The organism is Terriglobales bacterium (genome assembly GCA_035624455.1).
Classification (GTDB): domain Bacteria; phylum Acidobacteriota; class Terriglobia; order Terriglobales; family Acidobacteriaceae; genus DASPRM01.
Genome location: DASPRM010000111.1, coordinates 14021 through 37161, shown reverse-complemented (window position 1 = coordinate 37161; position 23141 = coordinate 14021). Strand labels below are relative to the sequence as shown.

The window sequence follows — 23141 nt, the reverse complement described above, 5'->3', positions numbered from 1 at the left end:
CGAGCGCCTCTTCGCCTGGCTGAAGAACTTCCGGCGCCTGCTGGTGCGTTGGGAACGACATAGCGCAAACTTCCTCGGCATGATTCAACTGGCATCCATGTTGATCCTGCTGAGACGTTTGTGAGACCACTTCTCAGTAGTCAACAATCAGCACCCTCATTAGTGGCATTAGCTGTGGCAGCGGCTGGAATGAACTACCCCACCCAAGCCTAAAGGCGGCTAGAGTGGGGCACCCTCAAGTTCTAGCCGAGCGCGATTTGCTGAGTAAAGACTACTGACTACTGACCACTGATGGCCCCTGCCGTCTAACCCCTTTGGCGAGACCTTTCGAGTGCTCAGAAGCCCCGCTTGTACCTTCTTCAAATCCGCCGAAGTACCCGTTTTTTAATACTTTAGTAATGTTTGCGCCAGCCAAAGTGAGGGGTACTCTGTAGCCTGCGTGTTCAACAACGGAAACATCTCGGAATTGCGGAGCGCAGTTCGTTTCCCCCTACGGCTGCCGATGTTTATTAAAACCAGCTCGGTATCGCTCAGCGGGCGGACGCAGAACATTTCCGCGTGTGGGGTTCTCTTCGATACGGACACCGACATGTCGGTGGGTGCCAATATCGAATTCACGATTTCCATCCCCGCAGATGTCATCGGGACCCCCTCTAATGTGCAAGTCAGCGGCGCCGGGCGCGTAGTGCGTTGTGCCGCAGAAGACGGCCGGAGGGCAGTTGCGGCGGTCATCGATGAGTATCGATTCGAACGGGGATAGAAGGGGAACCACCATGGCCACGGGGCCGGACAAGACGCCAGCCAATGGGACGAAACCGTCTGCTGGGGCGGAGCCCGGCGAAGCAACGCTGCCGACCGAAGGGATCCGCCTGATTGTTGCCGACACTCAAGCCATCTTCCGCGTAGGCGTACGCAAGGTGTTGGCGCTGGAAGATGACATCCGCATGGTGGCGCAAGCCGAAACGCTGGGCCAGACCCTGGCGGCAGTGACCAAGCATCCCGCCGACGTGTTGTTGTTTGAGGCGCGCCTCACCCCCAATCCGGCGGAGGCGATTTCCGAAGTTGTCAAACGCGCCCCCAATTTGAAGATCGTGATCACCACTGGCGATTTGGACGAGAATCAGACCGTTGACTATCTGCGGCGTGGTGTGCGCGGCATGATCTCGCGCAATATCGCTCCCGACCTGCTTATCCGGTGCGTGCGCAAGGTGGCGGCAGGCGAGACCTGGCTCGACAATCAGGGCGTTAACTGGGTGATTGAAGCTTACCGCTCACAATCATCCATGGTGGGCTCGCCGCGATCGAAGAATCGCCTGACCGATAAGGAACTGCTGATCGTCTCCTGTGTGGCGCAGGGAATGAAGAACAAAGACATCGCGCGTGAGATCGGAACGACCGAACAGGTGGTCAAAAATTATCTGCGCCGGGTTTACGACAAGCTGGGTGTCTCCGATCGCCTCGAACTCGCGCTCTACTGCGTGCATCACCGGCTGCTGGAAAATACTCCGAATCCTCCCGTCAAGAACGGCAACGGCAACGGCCTCGATACCGACAAGCCGCTGCAAATGAACTCGGATTAATCAGCAGTCAGCAATCAGCCGATAAACTTGAGGATGCCCTCGCTAGCCCGCTTTTTTGGTTAGGGCGGGGCATTACACCTTCTTAGCTGCTCTGCGAACTGCTAACTGCCACTGGTAAGGGCCGCGACGACTCCCAAGTGCTAATTACTGAGTGCTGACTGCTGCGTGCTCCGTGCTCCGTGCAATCCCTTCTGCTAGAATTCCCCGTCCTCAATCCATACACGAAAGCGCGCATTGCGGGGAACGGGTGCGTGCGGCAGCCGTGAGCGTCATTTGAAGGAGCAGGTATGAAGGGCGATCCTAAGGTAATTGCCGTGCTGAACGAAGTCCTGAAGGCAGAATTGACCGCAATCAATCAGTATTTCCTGCACGCCGAGATGTGCGAGAACTGGGGCTATGAGCGGCTGGCAAACCTAGTCCGCAAGGAATCAATAGAAGAGATGACGCACGCCGAGAAGCTGATGGAGCGCATCCTCTACCTCGACGGCACGCCCAACATGAGCGACTACTTCAAGATCAACATCGGTCAAACGGTAGAACAGCAGTTCAAGAATGACGTGCAGCTGGAATACGATGCGGTGAAACGGCTGAACGACGGCATCCACACCGCCAGCGCGCAGAACGATGCTGGCTCGCGCGAGCTGCTGGAGCACATCCTGACTGACGAAGAGCACCATATCGACTGGCTGGAAGCGCAGCTGCACTCCATTAACGAGATGGGCATACAAAACTATCTGGCGCAGCAGTTGAAGGAAGAAGAGGAAGAGGACTAGGCGCCAGAGGTCAGAGCACTTCCTGCTAGAATAAATCAGCTTCTGCGAGCAGCGCCGGAGAGATGGCCGAGTGGCTGAAGGCGCACGCTTGGAAAGCGTGTATACTCGAAAGGGTATCGAGGGTTCGAATCCCTCTCTCTCCGCCAGCGAATTCCAGGTCCGTCGCTTCGCTCGGGATTTCCCCTGCGGGCTCAGACGCCGGCAAACCCTCTCAAGTTCAAGTCCCTGTCTCCGCCAGCCTGATCAATCTCGTTCGCGCTTTCCCTACCCATAACAACCAAATTCAGAGCTACCGCCTCTAAGACATGCCACTTCGAAGCACGCCATGGCAGCCCAGGTCCCGCTCCAGCTTCGCCGACGCTTCCCGATCCCGGGCTGGCTCCTGGTTGCCACGATAACCGTGATTCTCGCCATAAGCGCCTTCGCCCTGCTGGTGCGACACTGGCCATTCACGGAGTCCGCCGTGGTTCAGTCGCTGGAAGCTGCCAGCTCCAGTAAAGTCAGGATAGGGAGCTTTCGTAGCCTGTATTTTCCCCATCCGGGATGTGTAGCGCGAGATGTCGCCTTTGTGCACGACCCTGGGAGCAATGGTCCGCCGCTTATCACCATTCGCCAACTCGCGGTCCAAAGCTCATTCCTAGGTATGCTGAGGCATCACGTCAGGACGCTCCGAATTGACGGAATGCAGATTCAAATCCCTCGCCAGACTGATGAGAAATTCAAGTCGACCAGCAAGTTTGTAATCGATGAGCTGATCGCCAACAAAGCCACCCTGATATTTCCCCGAGCAGAGAAGAAACCGCTGGAGTTTTCGATTCACTGGGGAAGATTGCGAAATGTTGGAGGTTCGGGAGCGATGCTTTTCGAGGTCCGCCTTTCGAATCCTGAACCTCCTGGAGAGATAGAGGCGAGTGGCAGCTTCGGGCCGTGGAATGGTGCTGATGCCGGCCACACGCCGCTTTCTGGACACTACATTTTTCAACGAGCCGATCTCAGCATTTTCCACGGAATCGCCGGGTTGCTTTCCTCCCGCGGAGACTTCGAGGGCACGCTGGAGCACATTGCGGTGCAAGGTTCCGCCGATACGCGAAATTTCACGGTTACGTCCAGTCGTCACAAAGCCGATCTCAAGAACCAATTCCAGGCCGTAGTAAACGCAACCACTGGCGAAACGCAGCTTCAGCGGGTGGATTCGCAATTTCGCCGCACCCATCTCGTTTCCACTGGAATCGTTGCCAAGCATGAAGGCACACACGGAACTTTGACGACTCTCAATGTCTGTTCAAAAGCGGGAAGAATCCAGGACCTGCTGCTTTTGTTCACCAAGGCGGATCGCTCTCCCATGACCGGCAGTACGAGTTTCTGCGCAAACGTTTCGCTTCCTGCGCAAGAACGTCCGTTCCTAAGGCAGGTAGAGTTAGAAGGCGATTTCGGAATCGATACTGGGAGCTTTACAACACCGCAAACCCAGGAGAATGTGAACAAGCTGAGCGCAGAATCACGAGACCAGGACGATCACGATCCTGGCACCGTTCTTTCCGGCCTGAAAGGCCACGTGAAGTTGATTGATGGGATCGCCACATTCACCGATCTCTCGTTCAGTATTCCCGGCGCTTTCGCGCAGATGCAGGGGACCTATGACGTGATCTCGCACCAGGTCGATCTCCATGGGACACTGAAGATGGATGCGTCTCTGTCTCATACGGCCCACGGGGCAAAGGCATTGATCATGAAGTTCATGGAACCCTTCTTCAAGAGAAAGCCGCAGGGATCAGTGGTCCCAGTAAAGCTCACCGGTACTTATGAGATGCCATCCTTCGGTCTGGATTTGAACGGACAAAAAGAAAATAGGACTTCGAAGCGGCTGCAGCAGCTGTATGCGACCTCTTCTCACTGATTGACGCCCAGCATCTGGGATCAACGCGGCAGGACCTGGGATTACCCGACTCGTCACCAGCGGTCGCATTGCGGGCGACCATCATTTCAGTGTAGATTGGAACACTCGTTTGGGTGGGTAAGTTCGTTGCGATCGACTGCCAAAGCCATAGCCCTGCTGTGCTTAGTACTGACCTTATGGTCTGCAGCGGCGGTTGTTGTGCACCACCACTCCGGGACGGCTGCGGACTCGAAATGTACCGTCTGCATCGTCGCCCATTCCGCTTCTCCGGAAAGTAGTTTCGTCCTCGCGCAGGCGTATTTTGTTCCCATCCCCAGCCCGCGCGTGGAGCCGGTTTCCGCCAGGCAGCGCCTCATTGCGTTTGCGCTCAGCGTCCGTCCGCCTCCTGCGGTTTAGGTCTCAGAAGAATCACCTGTCTGGGTGTTTGATTCGTTCTGCAGTCCTAATTCATTTGGGAGGATTCATGCTGCTCTTATGCAAGAAGTTGTGGTGTTCGGTTTTGTTAACAGGTCTCGTTTCGGGATTCGCGGTCAGCGGCTACGCGCAGTCAGGCGGAAGCTCGACTTCGGTAACCGGCACGGTGTTGGACCCTTCGGGCGCAGTCGTGCCCGGCGCGGTCGTCGAGATTCGCAACCCAGTCAGCGCCTTTGAACGCACCACCACTACCAATGCCGCAGGAAAATTTACCATCCCCAACGTCCCCTTCAATCCTTATCACCTCACGGTCACCGGTCATGGATTCGCTTCCTATGCGCAGGACGTTGATGTTCGATCCACGGTGCCCGTGAATCTCAGTATTCAGTTGGCGGTGGAAACCGCCGCTACCACCCTGACTGTGGAAGCTTCTGCGGAAGACCTGCTGGAAAACACGCCGTCATTTCACACCGATGTGGATCGCGCGTTGTTCGACAAGCTCCCACTGGAGAGCCAGTCATCATCCGTGAGTTCGCTGGTCACGCTGGCCACACCTGGAATCGCGGCCGATTCCAACGGCTTGTTTCATGGCATTGGCGATCATGCAGAAAATTCCTTCTCCGTTGACGGCCAGCCCATTACCGATCAACAGAGCAAGGTCTTTTCCAACCAAATTCCCCTGGATTCGATCGAGTCGATGGAAGTCTTCGCCGGTGCACCTCCGGCTGAATTCGGCGATAAAACCAGCGTGGTCATCAATGTCACGACCCGCTCGGGCCAGGGCGTTACCACGCCACATGGCAGCGTCACGGCTTCCTATGGATCGTTTGGCACCACCAATCCCGGTTTCAATCTCGCCTACGGCGGACAGAACTGGGGAAATTTCATCTCTGTGAATGGCCTGGACAGCGGCCGCTTCCTCGATCCTCCTGAGTTCCGCATATTTCATGCCAAGGGCAACGAGGAGAATATTTTTGACCGAGTGGATTACCAGTTAAACGAGGCAAATAGCCTTCACTTCAACCTGGGCTTCACCCGCTCCTGGTTCCAGACCCCGAATTCTTACGACGCCCAAAACGCCACCGCGTGGAATGGCCTGGTGGTCGACAATGGCGGGATTGGTCCTGATGGCATCCCCGTCGGTCCTGCCGATCAGCGCTCGAAGATAAATACCTTCAACATCGCTCCCTCCTGGACGCGCATTATCAGCCCAACCACAGTTTTCACTCTCGGGGGTTACGTACGGCGCGACCAATATAACTACTATCCCAGCAACAATCCCTTTGCCGATCTCGCGCCCGCAGGCCTGCAGGAAGAGTCAGTCAGGCAGGACCGCACCCTCACCAATGCCGGGCTTCACACCAACATTTCCTACGTAAAAGGCATCCACAACCTGAAGGTGGGAGCGACTTACGAACACACCTTCCTCACCGAGAATGATCACCTGGGCATCGTCGATCCTAACTTCATCGGCGGGTTGCTCGATGACAATGGCAACTCCTGCGTGGATGCAAATGGCAATCCGATCGCGCCGCCATGCACAACTCTGGCGCCCTTCGACCTCACTCGGGGAGGCAGCCTGTTCTTGTTTCACGGGCACACCGATGTCAAGGAGCTTGCTCTCTACCTGCAGGATACGATCAGCAAGGGACCCTGGTCGTTTAACCTTGGGCTGCGCGGCGATTTCTACAACGGCCTTTCTAGCCATAACGAAGCCGAGCCGCGCCTCGGCATGTCCTACAACATCAAGAAGACCAATACCGTCCTGCGCGTTTCCTATGGTCGCATTCTGGAGACGCCGTTTAATGAAAACCTGGTGCTTTCCAGCATTGGCTGCGCGTCTCCGGTGCTGAACCCACTGCTTGGTTGCTTCGCGCAAGGCGAGGTAACCCCAATCAGTCCGGGCTGGCGGAACGAGTTCCATACCGGTGTTGAACAAGCCTTCGGCAAGTACATGGTGGCCTCCGTCGAGTACATCTGGAAGTACACGCACAATGCCTACGACTTCAGCGTTCTGGGCAACACGCCGATCACCTTTCCCATAGCCTGGCAGCGCTCCAAGATTCCGGGAGTGGCCGGCCGGGTGAGCGTACCTAACTTTCACGGATTCACAGCGCTGGTGGTCTTCTCCAGCGTGGCAGCACGTTTCTTCAATCCCCAGGTGGGTGGAGCTGGTTCAGTTCCGGCAGCGGGAGCGCCTACCGGTGTCTTCCGTATCGATCACGACGAAAAATTCAATCAGACAACCCACTTGCAATATCAGCCTTGGAAAAAGGGGCCTTGGGTAGGCTTCAACTGGCGGTATGACAGTGGTCTGGTAGCCGGTGCGGTTCCGTGCGCAGGAGGTAACTGCGCCAACGGTCCAGCTGGAGACGATACGGTGGTGGACGCATCCGCCATTAGCCCGAATCAGCAATTCGAGGCGGGCCTGTTTTGCGGATCGGTCCGTGCTACCCCAACAACGCCAATCAGTTCGAGGTTGGGTCCGAACCTCTGTCCTGCCGGCCAGTACGGTTCGACATTAATAAAGATCCCGGCACCTGGAACCGAAGATGACGATCACAATCCTCCGCGTATCGCCGCCCGTCATCTATTCGATCTTGCGATCGGCCATGACAACATCTTTCACGGCGATCGTTTCAAGTGGAGCGTGCAATTCAACGTCATTAACCTGACTAACAAGGTAGCGCTCTACAATTTCCTTTCCACCTTCAGCGGAACGCACTACGTCACGCCGCGAAGCTATACCGCCCAACTGGGTTTTCATTTTTGACCTTGAAAGGAAAGGCTGGGGCGAGCAGCGCCCCTCGTCCTTTCCCAGGCTGCGTCGCGCATCCTACCGATCCAATACTGCATCGAAGAGATAGCGCTACTATTTACCAAAAACTAAACATGGTCAGCGAAATCACACGCGACGAGCTAAAACAGAAACTGGATCACCCGCGGAGATTCACTCTGATTGAGGTGCTGCCGCCACAAGACTATTCTCGGGCGCACCTTCCAGGAGCCATCAACATTCCCGCGGCTCAGCTGCGCGGGCAGGCGGCGGAACAGCTGCCTAACAAGGACATGGAAATGATTGTGTACGGCGCCGGTCCGGACTGTCCCGAATCCAAAGAAGCCGCCGCCGAATTATCCGAGATGGGCTATATCAATGTCCGGCGTTACGTTGGCGGAAAAGCCGACTGGATCAGCGCCGGGTTCCCGATCGCCAGCGACTATGAGCAGCGCACGGTCAAGCCCGCTGTGTAGGAGGATCCCTCACGAGCGAGATCAGTTCGGCTGAATTTTGGGTTTCACCGGATACCGGTGTTCCAGATCATAAAACCGCCGTGGACCATGGTCAGATTTCACTTCGCCGCGGGGCTGCTCGCTCTGTGAACTCACTCCCACGGCAGCTTGCACCAGCGGTTCACTCGTGGTGTAGATTGCCTCGTCGAATTGGGTTCCGTTGTTCGCGCGGGCCACGGTAAATACTGGGAATGCATTGCTGTTAGAGTACGCAACCGCAAAATAATCACCCACCATTCGCCCGGTCTTGGTATTTGCCAGCCAGTCGATCGACATCGGTCCGACTAGCAAGCTGGGTGCACTCCAGGTGTTGCCGCCATCCCGCGAATTCGTGTAGCCCACATTGAGCGCACAACTAGTCTCATCGCAGGCCGCGGTCGGATAGTAGTAGTACAAGATTGCCAGATGCGCCGAAGCTCCGCTGGTGGCCGGGTCGGAAGCGATGGCTGGAATGAAGTGATCGACCGTGCTGCTCACGTCATCCAGCGGAATCCGCACCGGAGCCGTCCAGGTGATTCCATCCGACGACTTGCTCAGCACTACGTCATTGGACGAACACCCCGTCCGAAAACGGCAGTCGTGCCAGACCACGTAGATCTCTCCCACTGCATCGACCGTTGCGGAGGGCAGGGCGTCGGTGCGAAGACCGCCTGCGACCAGATGATCGCCGATGTCGGCCACGGTGGCCGCCGAACTCCAGTTGGCGCCTCCATCCTGCGACGAAAACGCAATCACGTGCGTGCCCGAGCCATCCTGGATGGGCACAATCACTGTGCCGTTGGGCTGCACGACGGGCTGGCCACCCACGCCAGTCGCCATATCCCGCGTATTGGCCGGGGGACTCCAGGTGAGGCCGCCATCGGTTGACGTGCTCATCCAGATCAGTCCCTTCTGGCTGGGGTCGTCCCATTCCACGTAGCAATGGCCAAAGAACGGGCTGGCCTGGCCGTTATCGCACGCGATCCAATTCTTGTCGGCATCAGGAGAGTTACTGATGACAATCGGAATTCCCCAATGGAGGCCGTCGGGTGAACGGCTGACGACTACGGTGCTGGTTTGAACGATCGCCAGGGAATTGATCAGCCACACCGCATGCGCGCGATCGTAAGCAACAGCGGGATCGCTGACCGCGTTGTAAGCGCCTCCGGCAAAGACAGTGATTCCACTCAAGGAGCCGTTGGTCCAACTCACTCCTCCATTCGTCGAGGTCGCAAATCCGATGTCGGTGGAACCACCTCCGAAGAAGCGTCCAATCTGAAAAGTGGCGACCAGCGTGGACCCAAAAGCAGCCAAATCGGGTTCAACCTCGGTAGCATGTTGGCCGGAATTGTCGAAAAAAGTATCGGTGCTTAAGCGTGTTAGCAGCTGTGACGCTTGCGCTGGCGGTGGCGGACTCGTGGAGGAGCCCGAATCTGGCGGACTTCCTGAACCACATCCGAAGAGGACGATGAGCATGGCAGGCAAGACCATGCAGCCTGCTCTCCTCACAACCCCGTAGTCTGGCTGTCCCATAGTCCGCATATGCGAAGGGCGATATTACCGGACCGACAATTTGTGGACACGCACCATCTCTCATCCGGGCGCAAGCCGCAGGCACAATTCGTTCGAACGTTCGAACATTTTTCGGGCAATAAAACCGCGATTCCTGTTCCCGAAACGGAACTCCCCACTTCCCGCGCCTGCAGCCACTTAGGAGCCGTTGCCGCATAGAAAACCGCTGGAATCGCGCCCCCATCGCCGGGCTTGAAAAAAAATTTGACAGATGATCGAAAAAGTGTGTAAAAACCGCGGCCATACCATCACCTCACAATGTGACAGAGAGCACAAGTGTAGGTGACGGCATCACGACCAGGGATTGGCGATGGAACAAACCAGGGGCGCCTCGCTGAGTTTCTGTCTCTCCGACTCGTTCCCCGGTCTTTCCCGCCAAACGTGAAATCGGTTTTGCTGCGCGCCGCTCTTGCGGCGCTTGAACAAAGACGCAGGAGACCCAAATGAACTGCAACACTGACTCTCGCAGTCTGCCTTCGCATTCTGTCTGGGCGAGCCGTCGCTCCCCTCAGCTACAACACCATCGGCCGGATTTCCGATTTATGCTACACGCCTGCCTGGCTGGGATCCTTCTGCTGTTGCTTGCTGCGACGCCCGCGTTGGCGCAGAAATTTACCGGTACCATTGAAGGAGCGGTGGTCGATAAATCGGGTGCCGCCATCGGAGGCGCCACGGTGACCGTGACCAATACCGGCACCAGCGCCACGCGCACTACCTCCACGAGTACTTCCGGGGAATATAGTTTCCCTGACCTGCCCGCAGGCATTTACGACGTCCGCATCCAGCAGACCAACTTCAAGGAATTTGTCAGCAAGAGTGTTGAGGTGCACGTCTCCAGCATCGCAACCGTGAATGCCACGCTGGAAGTGGGCGCGGTTAGCGAGCAGGTTACAGTGGAGGCCAATACCGTTGCCGTGGAGACGGCATCCGGCGCGGTCGGCAATGTGGTCGAAGGCAATGAGGTCCGTGAATTGCCCCTCAACGGCCGCAGCTTCGTGCAGTTAACCCAGTTGATGCCCGGCGTCTCGCCACAAGCTAATTTCGATTCCAAGCACAAGGGTCTGGAGGCCGGTGTTGACTTCTCTGTAAGCGGCAACTCCAGCACCGCAAACATGTTCAACGTGGATGGTGTCAACAATAATGATGTCGGATCGAACCGCACCATCCTGGTCTATCCGTCGATCGATGCCATCCAGGAGTTCAAGATCCTACGCAACAGCTATGGCCCGGAGTATGGGCAGGCCAGCGGCGCTATCGTTAACATCATCACCAAGGGGGGAACGAATCAGTTCCACGGAGGCGTCTTCTATTTCGGCCGCAACGATGTTCTCAACGCCAAGGACTACTTCAACGGCCTGAACCAGATTCCCAAGGACAAGCTGCGCCGCAACGACTTTGGCTACAACATCGGCGGCCCGATCGTGAAAGACAAGCTGTTCTTCTTCTGGTCGCAGGAGTGGAACAGGGAAATTCGTGGCAAGGCACGCGTCGGAGACGTGCCCACGGCGGCAGAGAAGGGCGGCGACTTTAGCAACTTGCGAACCGATAAAAGCAACGCCGGGGCGGCATGCGATCCCGCCCCCAAGGTTGGCGGCATCGTCCTGACCAACATCAACCAGGTGCCGACTGGCGGGCTGTCCAAGGGCGGCCAGGAATATCTCTCGATGCTGCCAGATCCGAACGTTCCCAATCCGGTGAACTGCAATAACTGGGCGGAGTCGGTCGGATCCCCGGTTTATTGGCGAGAAGAAAACATCCGCGGTGATTACAAAATAGGGAAAACCTGGAGCATCATGGGGCGCTATACCCAGGATCACTGGGAAAACCCCTTTCCGAATACGCAAGGACTGTGGGGCGACGACCAATTCCCCTCCATTGAGAGCAGCTGGAAGCAGCCCGGTTATCAGGGGACGGTTAAGGTGACGAAGCTGCTAGGCACCACGGCAGTGAACGACTTCCAGTTCTCTTACGCTTCCAACCGCATCAATGCCACCCGCTCGGGAACCAATCCGGGATTGAACGACACCATCATTGCGGATAATCCCACGTTTTTCCCGCTCTCCGACAAACTGCAGGGCTCGAAGATTGGTTATCCGGGATTCTGGGGTGGATGCGGTCCCGATTGCGCGACTGGCTCCAATCTGTGGACGCAGGCGCCTTGGCACAACAACGAGCAGCTCATGATCTGGAAGGATGATTTCTCCAAGGTTCTGGGCAACCACACTTTCAAAGTTGGCGTGCTGGTCAGCAACAACCAGAAAAATGAGATGGTTAACAACGAGTCCCAGGAGAACGCCTTTTACTGGGGCGCAGCCTCGAACGACACCGGAAACGGCGCCTTCAATATGTTGTGGAATCAAGTGCAGTGGGGCGGCGGAGAGAGTTCGACCAACCCGTACTCCCAGATCCGATGGCACGACATTGAACCTTACTTCGGCGATACCTGGAAGTTCCGTCGAAACTTGACGCTGGACTATGGCTTCCGCTGGTCTTTCCTGCGTTTCCCGTATAGCGGTCCCGACAAGATCGCCACTTTCTCCCCTGCTGCGTACAACCCGGCCCTTGGTGGCGACCCTTGTAACGGATTGCTCTTGCCGCCCGGCAGCAGCGCCTGCGCGGCGGCAGGGTTCAAGGGGGGGGCCGACGGACCTAACCGCGCACTTAAGGAGAACAACAATCATGCGATCGCGCCGCGTGTCGGTATTGCCTGGGATCCCTATGGCGATGGCAAGATGGCGATCCGCGCCGGTGTCGGGCAGTTCTTCCAGCGCGAACGCTTGAACAACAACTTGCAGTTGGCCACCAATCCTCCCTTTAACCTGGCGGTAGGTTACAATCGCGCCTTTTCTACGCCTCCCGCACCAGGCTCGTTGAGTGCTTCCGGGACCCCTGCATGGGATCAGGATACTAGCGACATCCTGCCCAACACCTGGCAGTGGAACCTCACATTGGAACGAGAGGTATTCCACGATAGCAAGATGGAAGTGGCCTATGTAGGTAATCGTGGTATTCACCTGCTGACCTACACGGATGCCAATCGCCTAGCGCCAGCGGACCAGTTAGCATTCGCTCTGACTAACTCCGCCGCCCTTCGTCCGTTTGGTGCAGGAAATTGGGGCCGGATAAACGATGCCTTCTGGGGCGGCAATTCCAATTACCACTCGCTGCAGGCGTTGTTCCGCACGCGTTTGAAGGCTCTGGACGCGCAATTCGCCTACACCTGGTCCAGGTCTCTGACCAACACGGACCTTACCAATAGCGGCAATATTAATCAGAGCAGCGCGCTACTGGATCCTACCAATCCTCACCTGAACTATGGGCCTAGCCAGATCAACCGCCCCCACGTTTTCGTGTCGAACATCGTATATGACACGCCCACTCTGGTCGGGCACAATGCCGCGGTGCGCGGTGTCCTTGGAGGCTGGGAAATGGCGGCAATCCTTTCGTACGCCAGCGGTAGCTCGATGACCGTGTTTGCCAATGACTCGGTCACCGGCGCTCCCGGCGGCATCTCGGGCACGGGTGCCGGTCAAAACAACACCCGTCCCAACGTTGTGCCCGGTCAGGGTTGCCGTGCTCCGTCGGGGTCTCCCAAATACCAGTGGTTGAATCCCAATCGCTACACATTGATTGGCTACCAGCTCGGCACCTTTGGCGACGGCAGCATCGGTGACTGCCTCTCACCCGGCATCGCCAACACTGACTTCTCCCTCTACAAGAACTTCAAAGTGAAAGAACGGGTCACCATGCAGTTCCGTATGGAGTTCTTCAACCTGTTCAACAAGGTGCAATTCCTGGGTAACTACCAGAGCACGACGAACGTGACTACGCTTTACGATAGCGGAGCCACGAAGTGTGCCACCAACAATACGATTTGCTCGGTTTCGGTGAACCCGACCTTTGGCCAGGCGACGGTGGACAAAGGACCGCGTGAAATCCAATATGCTCTGAAGATCAACTTCTGAGCATATCCTTGCCAGACGAGGGTGAGACTTGATGCGCGTCGGGTCTCACCCTTTTCTGTTTTTCGGGTATGCTTTTCCGGTGACCAGGGTCTGTAAGCAGGATTCGTCGACTGCACTCTTTTCCCGCATCCACGAACGTTTCGGCGCCTGCGCTGGCGCTGCTCTCGCAGCCTCGCTCCTTTTAAGCACGGTCGTCGCGCAGACCCAGACACCAAGAACCCCGGGCGCGAAATCGAGCCCAAGCCGCAAGACAGCATCGCCGAACAAGCCTTCCGCGCCCACGAAACCTGAGCCTTCGGCGCAGGAGCGCCTGCAACAACACTACGACGCCGCCAGGACCTTTCAGCTCAGTGGCGATCAGGAGCATGCCGCCGCCGAATTTCGCGCCTTCCTCGTGGATGCGCTTCGGGCCTCTGCCAACGCATACCTGCATCTGAACCAATCGGACAAGGCGCAGCCGCTGTTCGAAGAGGCGTTGCGGCTGGCACCCGATTCCTCTGCCATCCGTCTCGACTTCGCTTCCATGCTGGCCCAGCAGGGCAAGCTCAGCGAAGCGCAATCGCAGCTGGAGAAAATCCTCCAAGCTTCTCCCGATGACGCCAAAGCTCATGCTGTTCTGGGCAGTGTCCTGTTCGACCAGGGGAATTACCAGGGCGCACGGCAGCACCTGGAAACTGCCGTTGTTGCTACCCCGACCTTCGATGTGGGCTATCTGTTGGGGATCACCTATATCAAGCTGAACGATATGACCCACACGCGGCTGCTGTTCGACGACATGCAGACCGGTCTGGGGGACACAGCTCCACTGCACATTATGTTCGGTCGCGCCTACGGGGAAGGCGAGTGGGAAGCGCTCGACAATGCCATTCTGGAGTTCAAAAAGGCAGTTGCCATCGATCCCAAGGCGCCGCAGGCGCATTACTTTCTCGCCCTTGCCCACCTCATGCGTGATGGAGAAGCAGGCTTTCCCGAGGCTGTTCCCGCCTTGCAAGCCGAGGTAAAACTCAATCCCAATGATGCCCGCTCTCACTATCTGCTCGGCTATATCGCGATCAAACAGCGCGATTCGAAGACGGCGGAAGCCGAACTGCTGCGTGCTGCGGCTCTCGACCCGCAGAATCCCGATCCTCTAATTTACCTTGGAAAGCTTTACGAGGATGCAGGCCGCGACAGCGAGGCCGAAGCTATTATGCGCAAGGCTATTGCTCTAACCACAGACGTCTCTCGCAACGAATACCAGATCAACCGCGCACACTACGTGCTGGGACGTATTCTCTTGCGCACGGGGCGCCAGGCCGAAGGCCAAAAGGAACTGGGGCTCTCCAAAGAGCTTCGTAACCGCTTGAATCGTCCCGATTCTGTAACCAATTCTGCCAGCGGAAATACTCCAGCCGGTGCGAACACCAAGAAGCTTACTGATGTAGCCAGCTTCTCCCCGGCAAAGAAAGGCGCTGCCTCCGCCGGCGCAGCTGCGTCCGCATCGCCGGAAGAGCAGAAGCAGGCCAAAGCTTTCATAGAGCAGATCGGGCCGGCGATCGCGGACTCCTATAACAATCTGGGTGTGTTATTGGCCGGGCAGAAGCAATACGCCGAGGCGCTGGAATATTTCCGCAAAGCGGGAGAATGGAATCCCTCTCTCAACGCCCTCGACCGAAATTGGGGCATGGCCGCGTTCTACGCCAAGCAGTACGATCAGGCGATTGCTCCCTTGAGTCGGCAACTGGCGGGTCATCCCGACGACCTGCGGATCCGCAGCGTGCTGGGCCTCTGCTTCTTTATGGTGCAGAGCTATCCCAAGGTACTGGAGACGCTGAAACCCGTAGAGACCCAGGTCGCGGACGATCCCGGCCTAGCCTACGCTTACGCGTTTTCGCTGGTGAAGACGGGCGAGTACGCGGAAGGAATCCGTCGCCTGAAGACCATTGCCCAAGCCAATCCCGACTCGGCGGAGATTCACTCCCTGCTCGGGCAAGCATTTGCCGATCAGAGAGAAGATGACAATGCCTTGGCGGAATATCACCGCTCAATTGCCCTCGATCCCAACCAGGCACAAACGCATTTTTTGGCTGGGCTGGCTTTGATACGCCAGGGAAACCCCGCCGAGGCTGTGCAGGAATTGCGAACCGCGCTCAAGCTCAATCCTCGTGATGCCAGCACCAAGTACCACCTGGCCTTTGCGCTGGTTCAGGATCAGAAAAAGGACGAGGCAGCCGTCCTTCTCCAGGAAGTTATTCGCCAGGATCCGAAATATGCTGACGCCTATTACGAATTAGGCAAGCTGCAACTGGAGCGGGGGGATGCTAAGTCGGCGATCTCCAGCCTAGAGACGGGAAGCAGGCTCAGTCCCGACAGCGACTACATCCATTATCAGTTGGCGATGGCCTACCGGCGCGATGCTCGCAGCGAAGATGCCGAGCGTGAAATCAAGCTCTATCAGGCCCTCAAGAATCGCCATCGAGGGCGCGATGTCCCGCAAACAAACTAACATCGGCCAGTGCTGCAAGGCTTTGCTCGCGATTCTTCTCCTTTTTCTCGACCTGTCTGTCGCGGCACAGCAATCCGCTAGTAACCCTCAGTTGGCTGCAGCACGGACCGCCTTAGAACGAAACGATCTTTCTCAGGCCGAAAAGTCGGTCTGGTCCATGCTCTCCTCTAACCCCAGCCAGACTGACGCTCTGACGCTGCTAGGCATTATACGCGGGCGCCAGCAGCGCTATGCCGAGGCCGAGTCGCTGTTCAAGCGCGTGCTGGAGCTTGATCCCAAATCGCTGCTTGCATACCGCTATCTGGGCAGTGCGCTGCTCGCACAAGACAAGCTGGACGAGGCCGTCGAGCAGTACAAGCAGGCAGAGAAGCTCGCTCCCCAAGATCCGGATCTGAGAGTGGAACTCGCCCGGCTTTATCTGGGCAGAGGCAATTTTGCCGATGCGCTTTCCACGATCGAAGCCATTCCTCGCGACCGCCTCCCCGGCTCCGCGGTTCCAGTCAAGGCCGCCAGCTTACTTGGTGTGGGTCGCGCCTCAGAAGCAGCAGCCCTGATCGATCGGGCCAGAAACTCTCCCCCTATAGCCATGGACCTGGCTGACGTCTTTCTCGCTGCTCATCGGCCCGATGATGCGCTGAAAGCACTCAACCTGGCGGCGCCGGCATCCAGGCGTCTTCCAGCTCGCTTCTACTATCTGAAAGGGGAAGCACTGAAAGCTAAGCAGGAATTCGGACCCGCGCTGGCGGCTTATCGCCAGTCACTTGCACTCGATCCCAAGACAATTCCAAGCCTGCTCGCGATGGCAGAAACCTACGCCGCTCAAAATAAGCATGACGAATCTTTAGCCGCCCTGCAGCGGGCACGCGCTCTGGATCCTGACTCGCTGCCCGTGCTTCGTCACGTGGTAGTGGAGGCAATGGCCACGGGCCGCAACCTGATTGCCAAGGAAGCTGCTTCCGATCTCATCAAGAAAAGCCCGCAGAATCCTGATGATAAGTATCTGGCCGCCGCCGTGATGCTGCAGCAGGAAGAGTACCGCGCTGCGACCCAGCTTCTGGAAGACTATGTCAGGGTGCGACCCAATGAGCCGAAAGCATACCTGGGACTAGGGATTTCCTACCTGAGCCAACTGCGTTATCCAGAGGCACGAAACGCCCTAGAGCGCGCGCTGCAATTGGATCCGAGCCTCGCCGAAGCCGAATATGAGCTGGGATTGGTTTACGCCAAGGAGGGCAACACGCGGCAAGCCGTCCAGCATCAGGAGCGCGCCGTCGAAATACGGCCTGCGCACGCCAAAGCGCTGTTCAGCCTGGGCACCTTGTATCTGGAGTCGGGCGAACTGGAGAAGGCGCTCAGCGTACTCCAGCGTTCGGCTGCGGCTGATCCGAGTTTCGCCAAGACCGAATACGAGATCGGCCTGGCCCTCAGCAAATTGGGACGCTCCCAAGAGGCCCAGCTCCACATGGAGCGTTACCGCGAACTTCAAGAAGCCGAACACCAGGCCGCCAAGAATGCAAGGAAACAGCTGACGCCACCGTGAGCACAGAAGCTTGGTTAGCGTGGATTGTAGAAGGCACAGGCAAATGGAAGTAGGCGGAATCCGAAGCTTGCGACAATCGGCTTGGCAGGGCTTGCTTTGGAATCGCACGCTCTTCTTGCTTTTGCTGTTCGGCTTGACTTCGGTAGTGGGGGCTCAAAATCAGCAGACTCTGCCGGCGTCATCTGAGTTGGAAATTATTGTAGTGAGTTCGCAGACCGAAGCGGAGGGAATACTGCAGCGTCTGCGTAGCGGAGAAGATTTTGCGACACTGGCGCGGGAGAAATCAATTGACGCAAGCTCCGATGCGGGTGGATCTCTGGGACGGGTTGACCTGAGCACTCTGCGCTACGAGTTGCAGGAGGCTTTACGAGCTGTCGGTCCCGGAAAATTCGCCGGCCCGGTAAAAATCCCGACTGGTTACGCAATCCTAAGAACTTTTTCGGGGGCCCCGAGCGGTAACAATTCGCAACGTTCGACGCCGAATGTGCCTCCCACAACGGGAGCGAGTCTCCCCTCCGGCAGCGGCCAAGGCATGATGCCGACCGCCACGCTTGCGCTCGCCGGGCGCGGCAAAATTGCATATCCCCCTGATGTCTCCGGAGCCGTGGAAGTCGAGATTGCGTTCCGGCACATGCCGAAGCCTCCCGGCTGGGATCGTGACTTGCGATCAATCTGCCAGATGAGGCAGTACTCGCTGAGGCGGGCCGTGGGCCACTTAGAACAACTCCTGGATCCGAATGATCCGGATAGCTATGTCTCGACCAAGCCAGAGCAGGTAGGACAGGTGCACTTTGTTTTAGCGCAACTCCTGGCGTATCAGGGAGAAATGGATCCCGCGATCCAACATTGGCTTGAGGCGTATAAGCTAGCGCAGGCGCAGGCTCCCGAGATGGTGCCGGAGATGCTGGAAGTTCTCGGAACTGCGTATATGCATAAGTCCGAGATGGAAAATAATGTCTATCGCCAACCCGGCGATCGGTGTCTGTTCCCGCCAGTCAAGCCGTTTGTATTTACGCAAAAAGCAGATTCCGAAAAAGCAGTTGAGTACTTTTCGAAATATCTGGAGCAGAAACCGGATGCTCAGGAAGTGCGGTGGCTGCTGAACCTGGCATACATGACATTGGGAAAATATCCCGAGGGAGTTCCAGCGAACTACCTGATCGCACCATCCGTATTCGAGTCGGAGGAGAACGTGGTTCGCTTTACCGATATTGCGCCGTCTGCAGGCCTCAATTCATTCTCCGAAGCGGGTGGCGTGATCGTCGACGACTTTGATAATGATGGCCTGCTCGATGTGGTTACCTCAAGCTTCGATCCTTGTGAGCCGCTTCACTTTTTTCATAACAACGGGGACGGAACATTTACAGACCGTGCGCTGCAAGCTGGACTGGGCGATCAGTTAGGCGGTCTGAACATCATCCAGGCAGATTACAACAATGATGGCTGCATGGACATCTTGGTTCTGCGTGGCGGTTGGCAGTTTCCCATGCGCCCTTCGCTGCTGCGCAACAACTGCGATGGCACGTTCACGGATGTCACTCGCGAAGCCGGGCTGGCGGAGCCGATGGCATCGCAAACCGCCGTGTGGGCAGATATAGACAACGACGGATTTCTGGACCTATTCATTGGAAACGAGCAGGGGCCCAGCCGGCTTTATCGCAACAAGGGAGATGGTACCTTTGAAGATATTTCGCATTCGGCTGGAGTCGACCGGGTGGCGTTCACCAAGGGCGTAATTGCAGCCGACTACGATAACGACGGATACATGGACTTCTACGTCTCGAATCTGGGAGGAAATAAGTTCCTTTACCACAACAATCACGACCGCAGCTTCACCGAAGTGGCGGCACAGGCAGGTGTGCAGCAGCAGCCCTGGATGAGCTTTGCTACGTGGTTTTTCGATTATGACAACGATGGGTGGCCCGACCTTTTCGTAACCAGCTACTACATGTCTCCGGAAGAGAATCTACGCAGCCTACTTGGACTTCCGCATAACGTGGAAACGCTCAAGCTCTATCACAATGAGCACAATGGGACATTCCGAGATGTGACCGCGGAAGTGGGGTTAAATCGAGTGTTCAATCCCATGGGTTCGAATTTTGGTGATATCGACAATGATGGATTTCTCGATTTCTACCTGGGGACGGGGACCCCGCCTTACGGAGATATCCTGCCCAATGTTTTGTTTCACAATCAGGGCGGCAAGAAGTTCATGGATGTCACGGCCTCTTCTGGTACGGGCGAGTTACACAAGGGACACGGCGTTGCGTTTGCCGATCTGGATAATGACGGCGATGAAGACATAGTGGCCGAAATCGGCGGCGCGGTGCCGGGGGACCGCCACGCAATCCGGCTATTCGAAAATCCCGGGAATGGAAATGACTGGATTACGCTGAAACTGGTCGGCGTGAAGAGTAATCGCGCGGCAGTTGGAGCTCGCATCAAGGTGACGGTCCAGAATCAGCGCCAGGCGCAGCGCTCCATCTATCGCACAGTTGGCAGCGGGGGATCGTTTGGTGCATCACCGCTACAACAGCACATCGGTTTGGGCAAGGATGCTCGCATTGTGAATTTGGAGATCTGGTGGCCGGCCAGCCAAACTCATCAAGTTTTTAACGACGTGCACAAGAATCAGTTTCTCGAAATCCGAGAGGGTGCCAAGGATTTCACTCGCCTCGAACGGGCAGCCTTCCACCTGGGCGCAAAGTCGGCGCCGGCTTCTGAGGGGACTCCGACGAAGAGGGCGGAAAAGAAATAGAATCGGGTGTTGAGAATTCTATGAATCGGGGATTGCTCCTGCTGGCTCTGGTAGTTCAACTTTTGCTAAGTCCAGCAGCTTCGTACGGACAACAACGTTATCTCGTAAGGGGACTGGTCCTCCGCGTAGATCGTGCGCACCAGAAGATGCTGGTTTCCTGTCAGGAAATCCCCGGCTACATGGACGCGATGGTCATGTCGTTCAAGGTTGCCGATCCCAAGTCTCTGGACGGTCTTGCCAGCGGTGCACAAATACAGTTCACGCTAGTTGTCACAAAAGAGGCTTCTCATGCGGAAGACGTCCGCATAGTGGGATATACGAGCGCTGAACGTGAGCCCTCGAAGTCGCGCAGGCTCAAGACGCTTGATGAGGCGCTGGGGGGACCGGGTTCGCCTGCACTCTCGGTCGGCCAGGCGGTACCTGATTTTGTGTTGACTGATCAAAACAAGCGGCGGGTTCGTCTAAGCGATTTCGCGGGGAAAGTTGTCGCACTGAATTTCGTGTATACGCGCTGCGCACTGCCCGATTACTGCTATCGGCTGTCGAACAATTTTGGAGCCTTGCAAAAACGATATAAGGATCTAATGGGCCGGGAACTAATCCTATTGACGGTGACCTTTGATCCGGTGCACGACCAACCGGAAATTTTGAGCGAGTATGCGGGGATCTGGAAGGCGGATCCCGATAACTGGCGGTTTCTGACTGGCCCTGCTGCCGAGGTACAACGCGTCTGCGATCTATTCGGCGTGAATTTCGTCCAGGACGAGGGGCTCTTTGTGCATTCCCTGCATACGGCGGTGATCGGTCGTGACCGGAACCTTGTTGCCAATCTCGAAGGAAACGAGTTCACTCCACAGCAACTCGGTGATCTCGTCGGAGCCGTTCTCGAAACGTCTAAATGACGCTTGTGAGAATCGATCCGCGGTCACTTCCGGAAGTCGAATCCGCTTTCCTCAAATGAGAGGGAGGGCTACTCTTGCGGGACCGGCGCCATGGTTTCGCCAATCTTGTCGATCTCTTTCTTGATCGCAAGCTTGTCCAGGCTGTCTAGCGGTAGACATAGAAACAGGCTGATCCTGCGGTCGAGGATGAGATATGCTTCGCGGAACGCGTGCTCGATCTGCCCCGGCGAGCCGCGCACGGCAGCAGGATCGGGAACTCCCCAGTGCGCCGTCAGCGGCTGCCCTGGCCACACCGGGCAGACTTCATTAGCCGCGTTGTCGCAGACCGTAAACACGAAATCCAGCTTTGGGGAGCCGGGCTGAGCAAATTCGTCCCAGGACTTGCTGTGCAGATCTCTTGCCGGTATGCGAACGATCTGGAGTTGTTGCAGCGCTTCCTTCCGCACCATCCCCGTGGGATGACTGCCTGCGCTGTAGGCAGTGAAGTTGGGCTGGCCTTTGAAATTCAGGATGGCTTCGGCCATGACCGAGCGCGCGGAATTGCCCGTGCACAGAAACAACACGTTGTAGCGTCCTCGCATATCAATTTCCTTTCGGCCCGAGATTACCAGGGACAGTAGAGGGCTGTCGGTTTAACGGGCTGTCGGTTTCGTCGCTCGCACGAACGCGCTCATGAACTTGCCATCCACTTGGGGCGCGATGGCGTCCACGTCCACATTGGCTGCGGCAAGGAATTCGCGCGCATCCTCCACGTGATAAACACGCGTCGGGTCAATTGAAACCTGGTCGAATCCGGCAAACCTCAGCTTCTCGCGATATTCATCTTCACTCAGCGCGCCTGCGACACATCCCACCCAGAGCAGCACACTCCGACGCACTTCTTCATTGATCTCTCCCCGCGTAACCACGTCCGAAACTGCAAAACGTCCTCCCGGCTTGAGCACGCGGAAGGCCTCGCTTAACACGCGGTCCTTGTTCGCGGAAAGATTGATCACGCAATTGGAAATAATGACGTCCACTGAGTTGTCCGGCAGGGGGATGTTTTCGATCTCGCCTTTGAGGAACTCGACGTTGGTCATGCCTGCATTGCGTTTGTTCTCGTTGGCCAGTGCAAGCATCTCGTCCGTCATGTCGAGCCCGTAGGCGCTTCCGGTCGGTCCCACCCTCCTGGCCGACAGCAACACGTCAATTCCGCCACCGGAGCCCAGATCGAGCACCACCTCTCCGGGTTTCAATTCAGCCAGGGCGGTGGGATTGCCGCATCCCAGCGAAGCCAGCAAAGCTTCTTCCGGTATCTGCTGAATTTGCGACACGCCATACAGATTTGAGGTGATGGGATCGCAACAAGAATCCGTAGCAGCCGTGGCACCGCAGCAAGAGCTTCCACCGCTTTTAACTCGAAGGGCTGCCTGACCGTACTTCTCTTTCACGATCTCTTTAATGTTGGTTTCCATTTCGTCTCCTAACGGCAGATTTGCACGATATCGCGCGGCTTTAGGGCCCGGTTGCGCGTGCAGCACTCCGCGTAGAGAAACTGCAGCAGCTCCTGCAGCGCCGCGGTATTCGCGGTGTAGCGCAGGAATGTGCCTTCGCGGCGCACTTGTACGAGATCCTCATTGCGCAGCTTATCCAGATGATGAGAAAGAGTGGAATTAGGGATATCCAGTTCCGCCAGGAGCTCACCGACCACCAATCCTTCGGGATGCGCAGAAAGCAGTAGCTGCATGATGCGCAACCTGGGCTCCTGTCCCATGGCGGAGAACATATCGGCATAGCGGGCAACGTGCTGGCTGTCTTTGGCGTTGACCGAGCTCTTAGTAGCTGCACTCGACATATTTCCATATTTGCAGAAACATGGTTAGGTGTCAAGGGCTGAAGGGGAGGTAGCCTTTGGTAGGACAGGCAAGCTGAGCGATCGCAGCCCTCTGGTTGTCATCACGAGCGGCGACCGAGCCGCGAGGGACAAACCGCCAGGCTGTGCAGCA

15 protein-coding genes and 1 tRNA gene are annotated in these 23141 nt (G+C 56.9%); 12 read left to right on the top strand and 4 right to left on the bottom strand.

The features are described 5' to 3' along the window. Nucleotides 1-439 precede the first annotated feature (439 nt). From VEG30_12400 to VEG30_12370, 7 genes are all read left to right on the top strand, one after another. Nucleotides 440-760, top strand: coding sequence for a PilZ domain-containing protein (locus VEG30_12400; GenBank protein HXZ80726.1), 321 nt, complete (start codon nucleotides 440-442; stop codon nucleotides 758-760). A gap of 13 nt (nucleotides 761-773) precedes the next feature. Beyond that, the gene (locus VEG30_12395) at nucleotides 774-1580 is read left to right on the top strand and encodes a response regulator transcription factor (protein ID HXZ80725.1); all 807 of its coding nucleotides are present in this window, start codon (nucleotides 774-776) and stop codon (nucleotides 1578-1580) included. A 287-nt stretch (nucleotides 1581-1867) separates the two neighbouring features. Next, a complete protein-coding gene (bfr, locus tag VEG30_12390) occupies nucleotides 1868-2353 on the top strand; it encodes a bacterioferritin (protein ID HXZ80724.1) in 486 nt (161 codons plus the stop codon). Between the two features lie 56 nt (nucleotides 2354-2409). Beyond that, nucleotides 2410-2499 (top strand) — tRNA-Ser (locus tag VEG30_12385). Between the two features lie 179 nt (nucleotides 2500-2678). Next, nucleotides 2679-4250, top strand: coding sequence for an AsmA-like C-terminal region-containing protein (locus tag VEG30_12380; GenBank protein ID HXZ80723.1), 1572 nt, complete (start codon nucleotides 2679-2681; stop codon nucleotides 4248-4250). Nucleotides 4251-4713: 463 nt separating this feature from the next. Next, the gene (locus VEG30_12375) at nucleotides 4714-7437 is read left to right on the top strand and encodes a TonB-dependent receptor (GenBank protein HXZ80722.1); all 2724 of its coding nucleotides are present in this window, start codon (nucleotides 4714-4716) and stop codon (nucleotides 7435-7437) included. Between the two features lie 119 nt (nucleotides 7438-7556). Then, entirely contained in the window at nucleotides 7557-7916 is a 360-nt protein-coding gene (locus tag VEG30_12370) for a rhodanese-like domain-containing protein (protein HXZ80721.1), read from the top strand. A 21-nt stretch (nucleotides 7917-7937) separates the two neighbouring features. Here the strand turns inward: VEG30_12370 and VEG30_12365 are convergent, their stop codons facing one another. Next, nucleotides 7938-9425: a sialidase family protein gene (locus tag VEG30_12365; protein ID HXZ80720.1), complete on the bottom strand. Its 1488-nt coding sequence runs from the start codon at nucleotides 9423-9425 to the stop codon at nucleotides 7938-7940. A gap of 623 nt (nucleotides 9426-10048) precedes the next feature. Between VEG30_12365 and VEG30_12360 the strand changes: the two genes are divergently transcribed. From VEG30_12360 to VEG30_12340, 5 genes are all read left to right on the top strand, one after another. Then, a complete protein-coding gene (locus tag VEG30_12360; GenBank protein ID HXZ80719.1) occupies nucleotides 10049-13471 on the top strand; it encodes a carboxypeptidase regulatory-like domain-containing protein in 3423 nt (1140 codons plus the stop codon). 31 nt (nucleotides 13472-13502) lie between these two features. Continuing rightward, nucleotides 13503-15956 carry a tetratricopeptide repeat protein gene (locus VEG30_12355; GenBank protein ID HXZ80718.1) on the top strand — a complete coding sequence of 818 codons (2454 nt, stop codon included), beginning with the start codon at nucleotides 13503-13505 and terminating at the stop codon, nucleotides 15954-15956. After that, nucleotides 15937-17496 carry a tetratricopeptide repeat protein gene (locus VEG30_12350; protein HXZ80717.1) on the top strand — a complete coding sequence of 520 codons (1560 nt, stop codon included), beginning with the start codon at nucleotides 15937-15939 and terminating at the stop codon, nucleotides 17494-17496. Before VEG30_12355 ends, VEG30_12350 begins: the two co-directional genes overlap by 20 nt. Nucleotides 17497-17563: 67 nt before the next feature. Then, complete coding sequence (locus VEG30_12345; protein HXZ80716.1) at nucleotides 17564-20254, top strand: FG-GAP-like repeat-containing protein; 2691 nt, start codon at nucleotides 17564-17566, stop codon at nucleotides 20252-20254. A 20-nt stretch (nucleotides 20255-20274) separates the two neighbouring features. After that, nucleotides 20275-21156 carry an SCO family protein gene (locus VEG30_12340; protein HXZ80715.1) on the top strand — a complete coding sequence of 294 codons (882 nt, stop codon included), beginning with the start codon at nucleotides 20275-20277 and terminating at the stop codon, nucleotides 21154-21156. Between the two features lie 68 nt (nucleotides 21157-21224). Here VEG30_12340 and VEG30_12335 read toward each other — a convergent pair whose 3' ends face one another. Genes VEG30_12335 through VEG30_12325 form a run of 3 tightly spaced genes read right to left on the bottom strand, consistent with a single transcriptional unit; the run spans nucleotide 21225 to nucleotide 22990 of the window. Next, nucleotides 21225-21737 (bottom strand): arsenate reductase ArsC, encoded by a 513-nt coding sequence (locus VEG30_12335; GenBank protein ID HXZ80714.1) that lies wholly within the window; start codon nucleotides 21735-21737, stop codon nucleotides 21225-21227. 51 nt (nucleotides 21738-21788) lie between these two features. Continuing rightward, nucleotides 21789-22610 carry an arsenite methyltransferase gene (locus VEG30_12330; GenBank protein ID HXZ80713.1) on the bottom strand — a complete coding sequence of 274 codons (822 nt, stop codon included), beginning with the start codon at nucleotides 22608-22610 and terminating at the stop codon, nucleotides 21789-21791. Nucleotides 22611-22618: 8 nt separating this feature from the next. Next, on the bottom strand, nucleotides 22619-22990 hold the full coding sequence (locus tag VEG30_12325) for a metalloregulator ArsR/SmtB family transcription factor (GenBank protein HXZ80712.1): 372 nt from the start codon (nucleotides 22988-22990) through the stop codon (nucleotides 22619-22621). Between the last annotated feature and the right edge of the window lie 151 nt (nucleotides 22991-23141).

Coding starts and splice junctions, on each gene's coding strand:
- VEG30_12360 (HXZ80719.1), top strand. CDS start 10,049: ATGCTACACGCCTGCCTGGCTGGGATCCTTCTGCTGTTGCTTGCTGCG.
- VEG30_12375 (HXZ80722.1), top strand. CDS start 4,714: ATGCTGCTCTTATGCAAGAAGTTGTGGTGTTCGGTTTTGTTAACAGGT.
- VEG30_12370 (HXZ80721.1), top strand. CDS start 7,557: ATGGTCAGCGAAATCACACGCGACGAGCTAAAACAGAAACTGGATCAC.
- VEG30_12350 (HXZ80717.1), top strand. CDS start 15,937: ATGTCCCGCAAACAAACTAACATCGGCCAGTGCTGCAAGGCTTTGCTC.
- VEG30_12395 (HXZ80725.1), top strand. CDS start 774: ATGGCCACGGGGCCGGACAAGACGCCAGCCAATGGGACGAAACCGTCT.
- VEG30_12380 (HXZ80723.1), top strand. CDS start 2,679: ATGGCAGCCCAGGTCCCGCTCCAGCTTCGCCGACGCTTCCCGATCCCG.
- VEG30_12340 (HXZ80715.1), top strand. CDS start 20,275: ATGAATCGGGGATTGCTCCTGCTGGCTCTGGTAGTTCAACTTTTGCTA.
- VEG30_12365 (HXZ80720.1), bottom strand. CDS start 9,425: ATGGTCTTGCCTGCCATGCTCATCGTCCTCTTCGGATGTGGTTCAGGA.
- VEG30_12335 (HXZ80714.1), bottom strand. CDS start 21,737: ATGCGAGGACGCTACAACGTGTTGTTTCTGTGCACGGGCAATTCCGCG.
- bfr (HXZ80724.1), top strand. CDS start 1,868: ATGAAGGGCGATCCTAAGGTAATTGCCGTGCTGAACGAAGTCCTGAAG.
- VEG30_12355 (HXZ80718.1), top strand. CDS start 13,503: ATGCGCGTCGGGTCTCACCCTTTTCTGTTTTTCGGGTATGCTTTTCCG.
- VEG30_12330 (HXZ80713.1), bottom strand. CDS start 22,610: ATGGAAACCAACATTAAAGAGATCGTGAAAGAGAAGTACGGTCAGGCA.
- VEG30_12325 (HXZ80712.1), bottom strand. CDS start 22,990: ATGTCGAGTGCAGCTACTAAGAGCTCGGTCAACGCCAAAGACAGCCAG.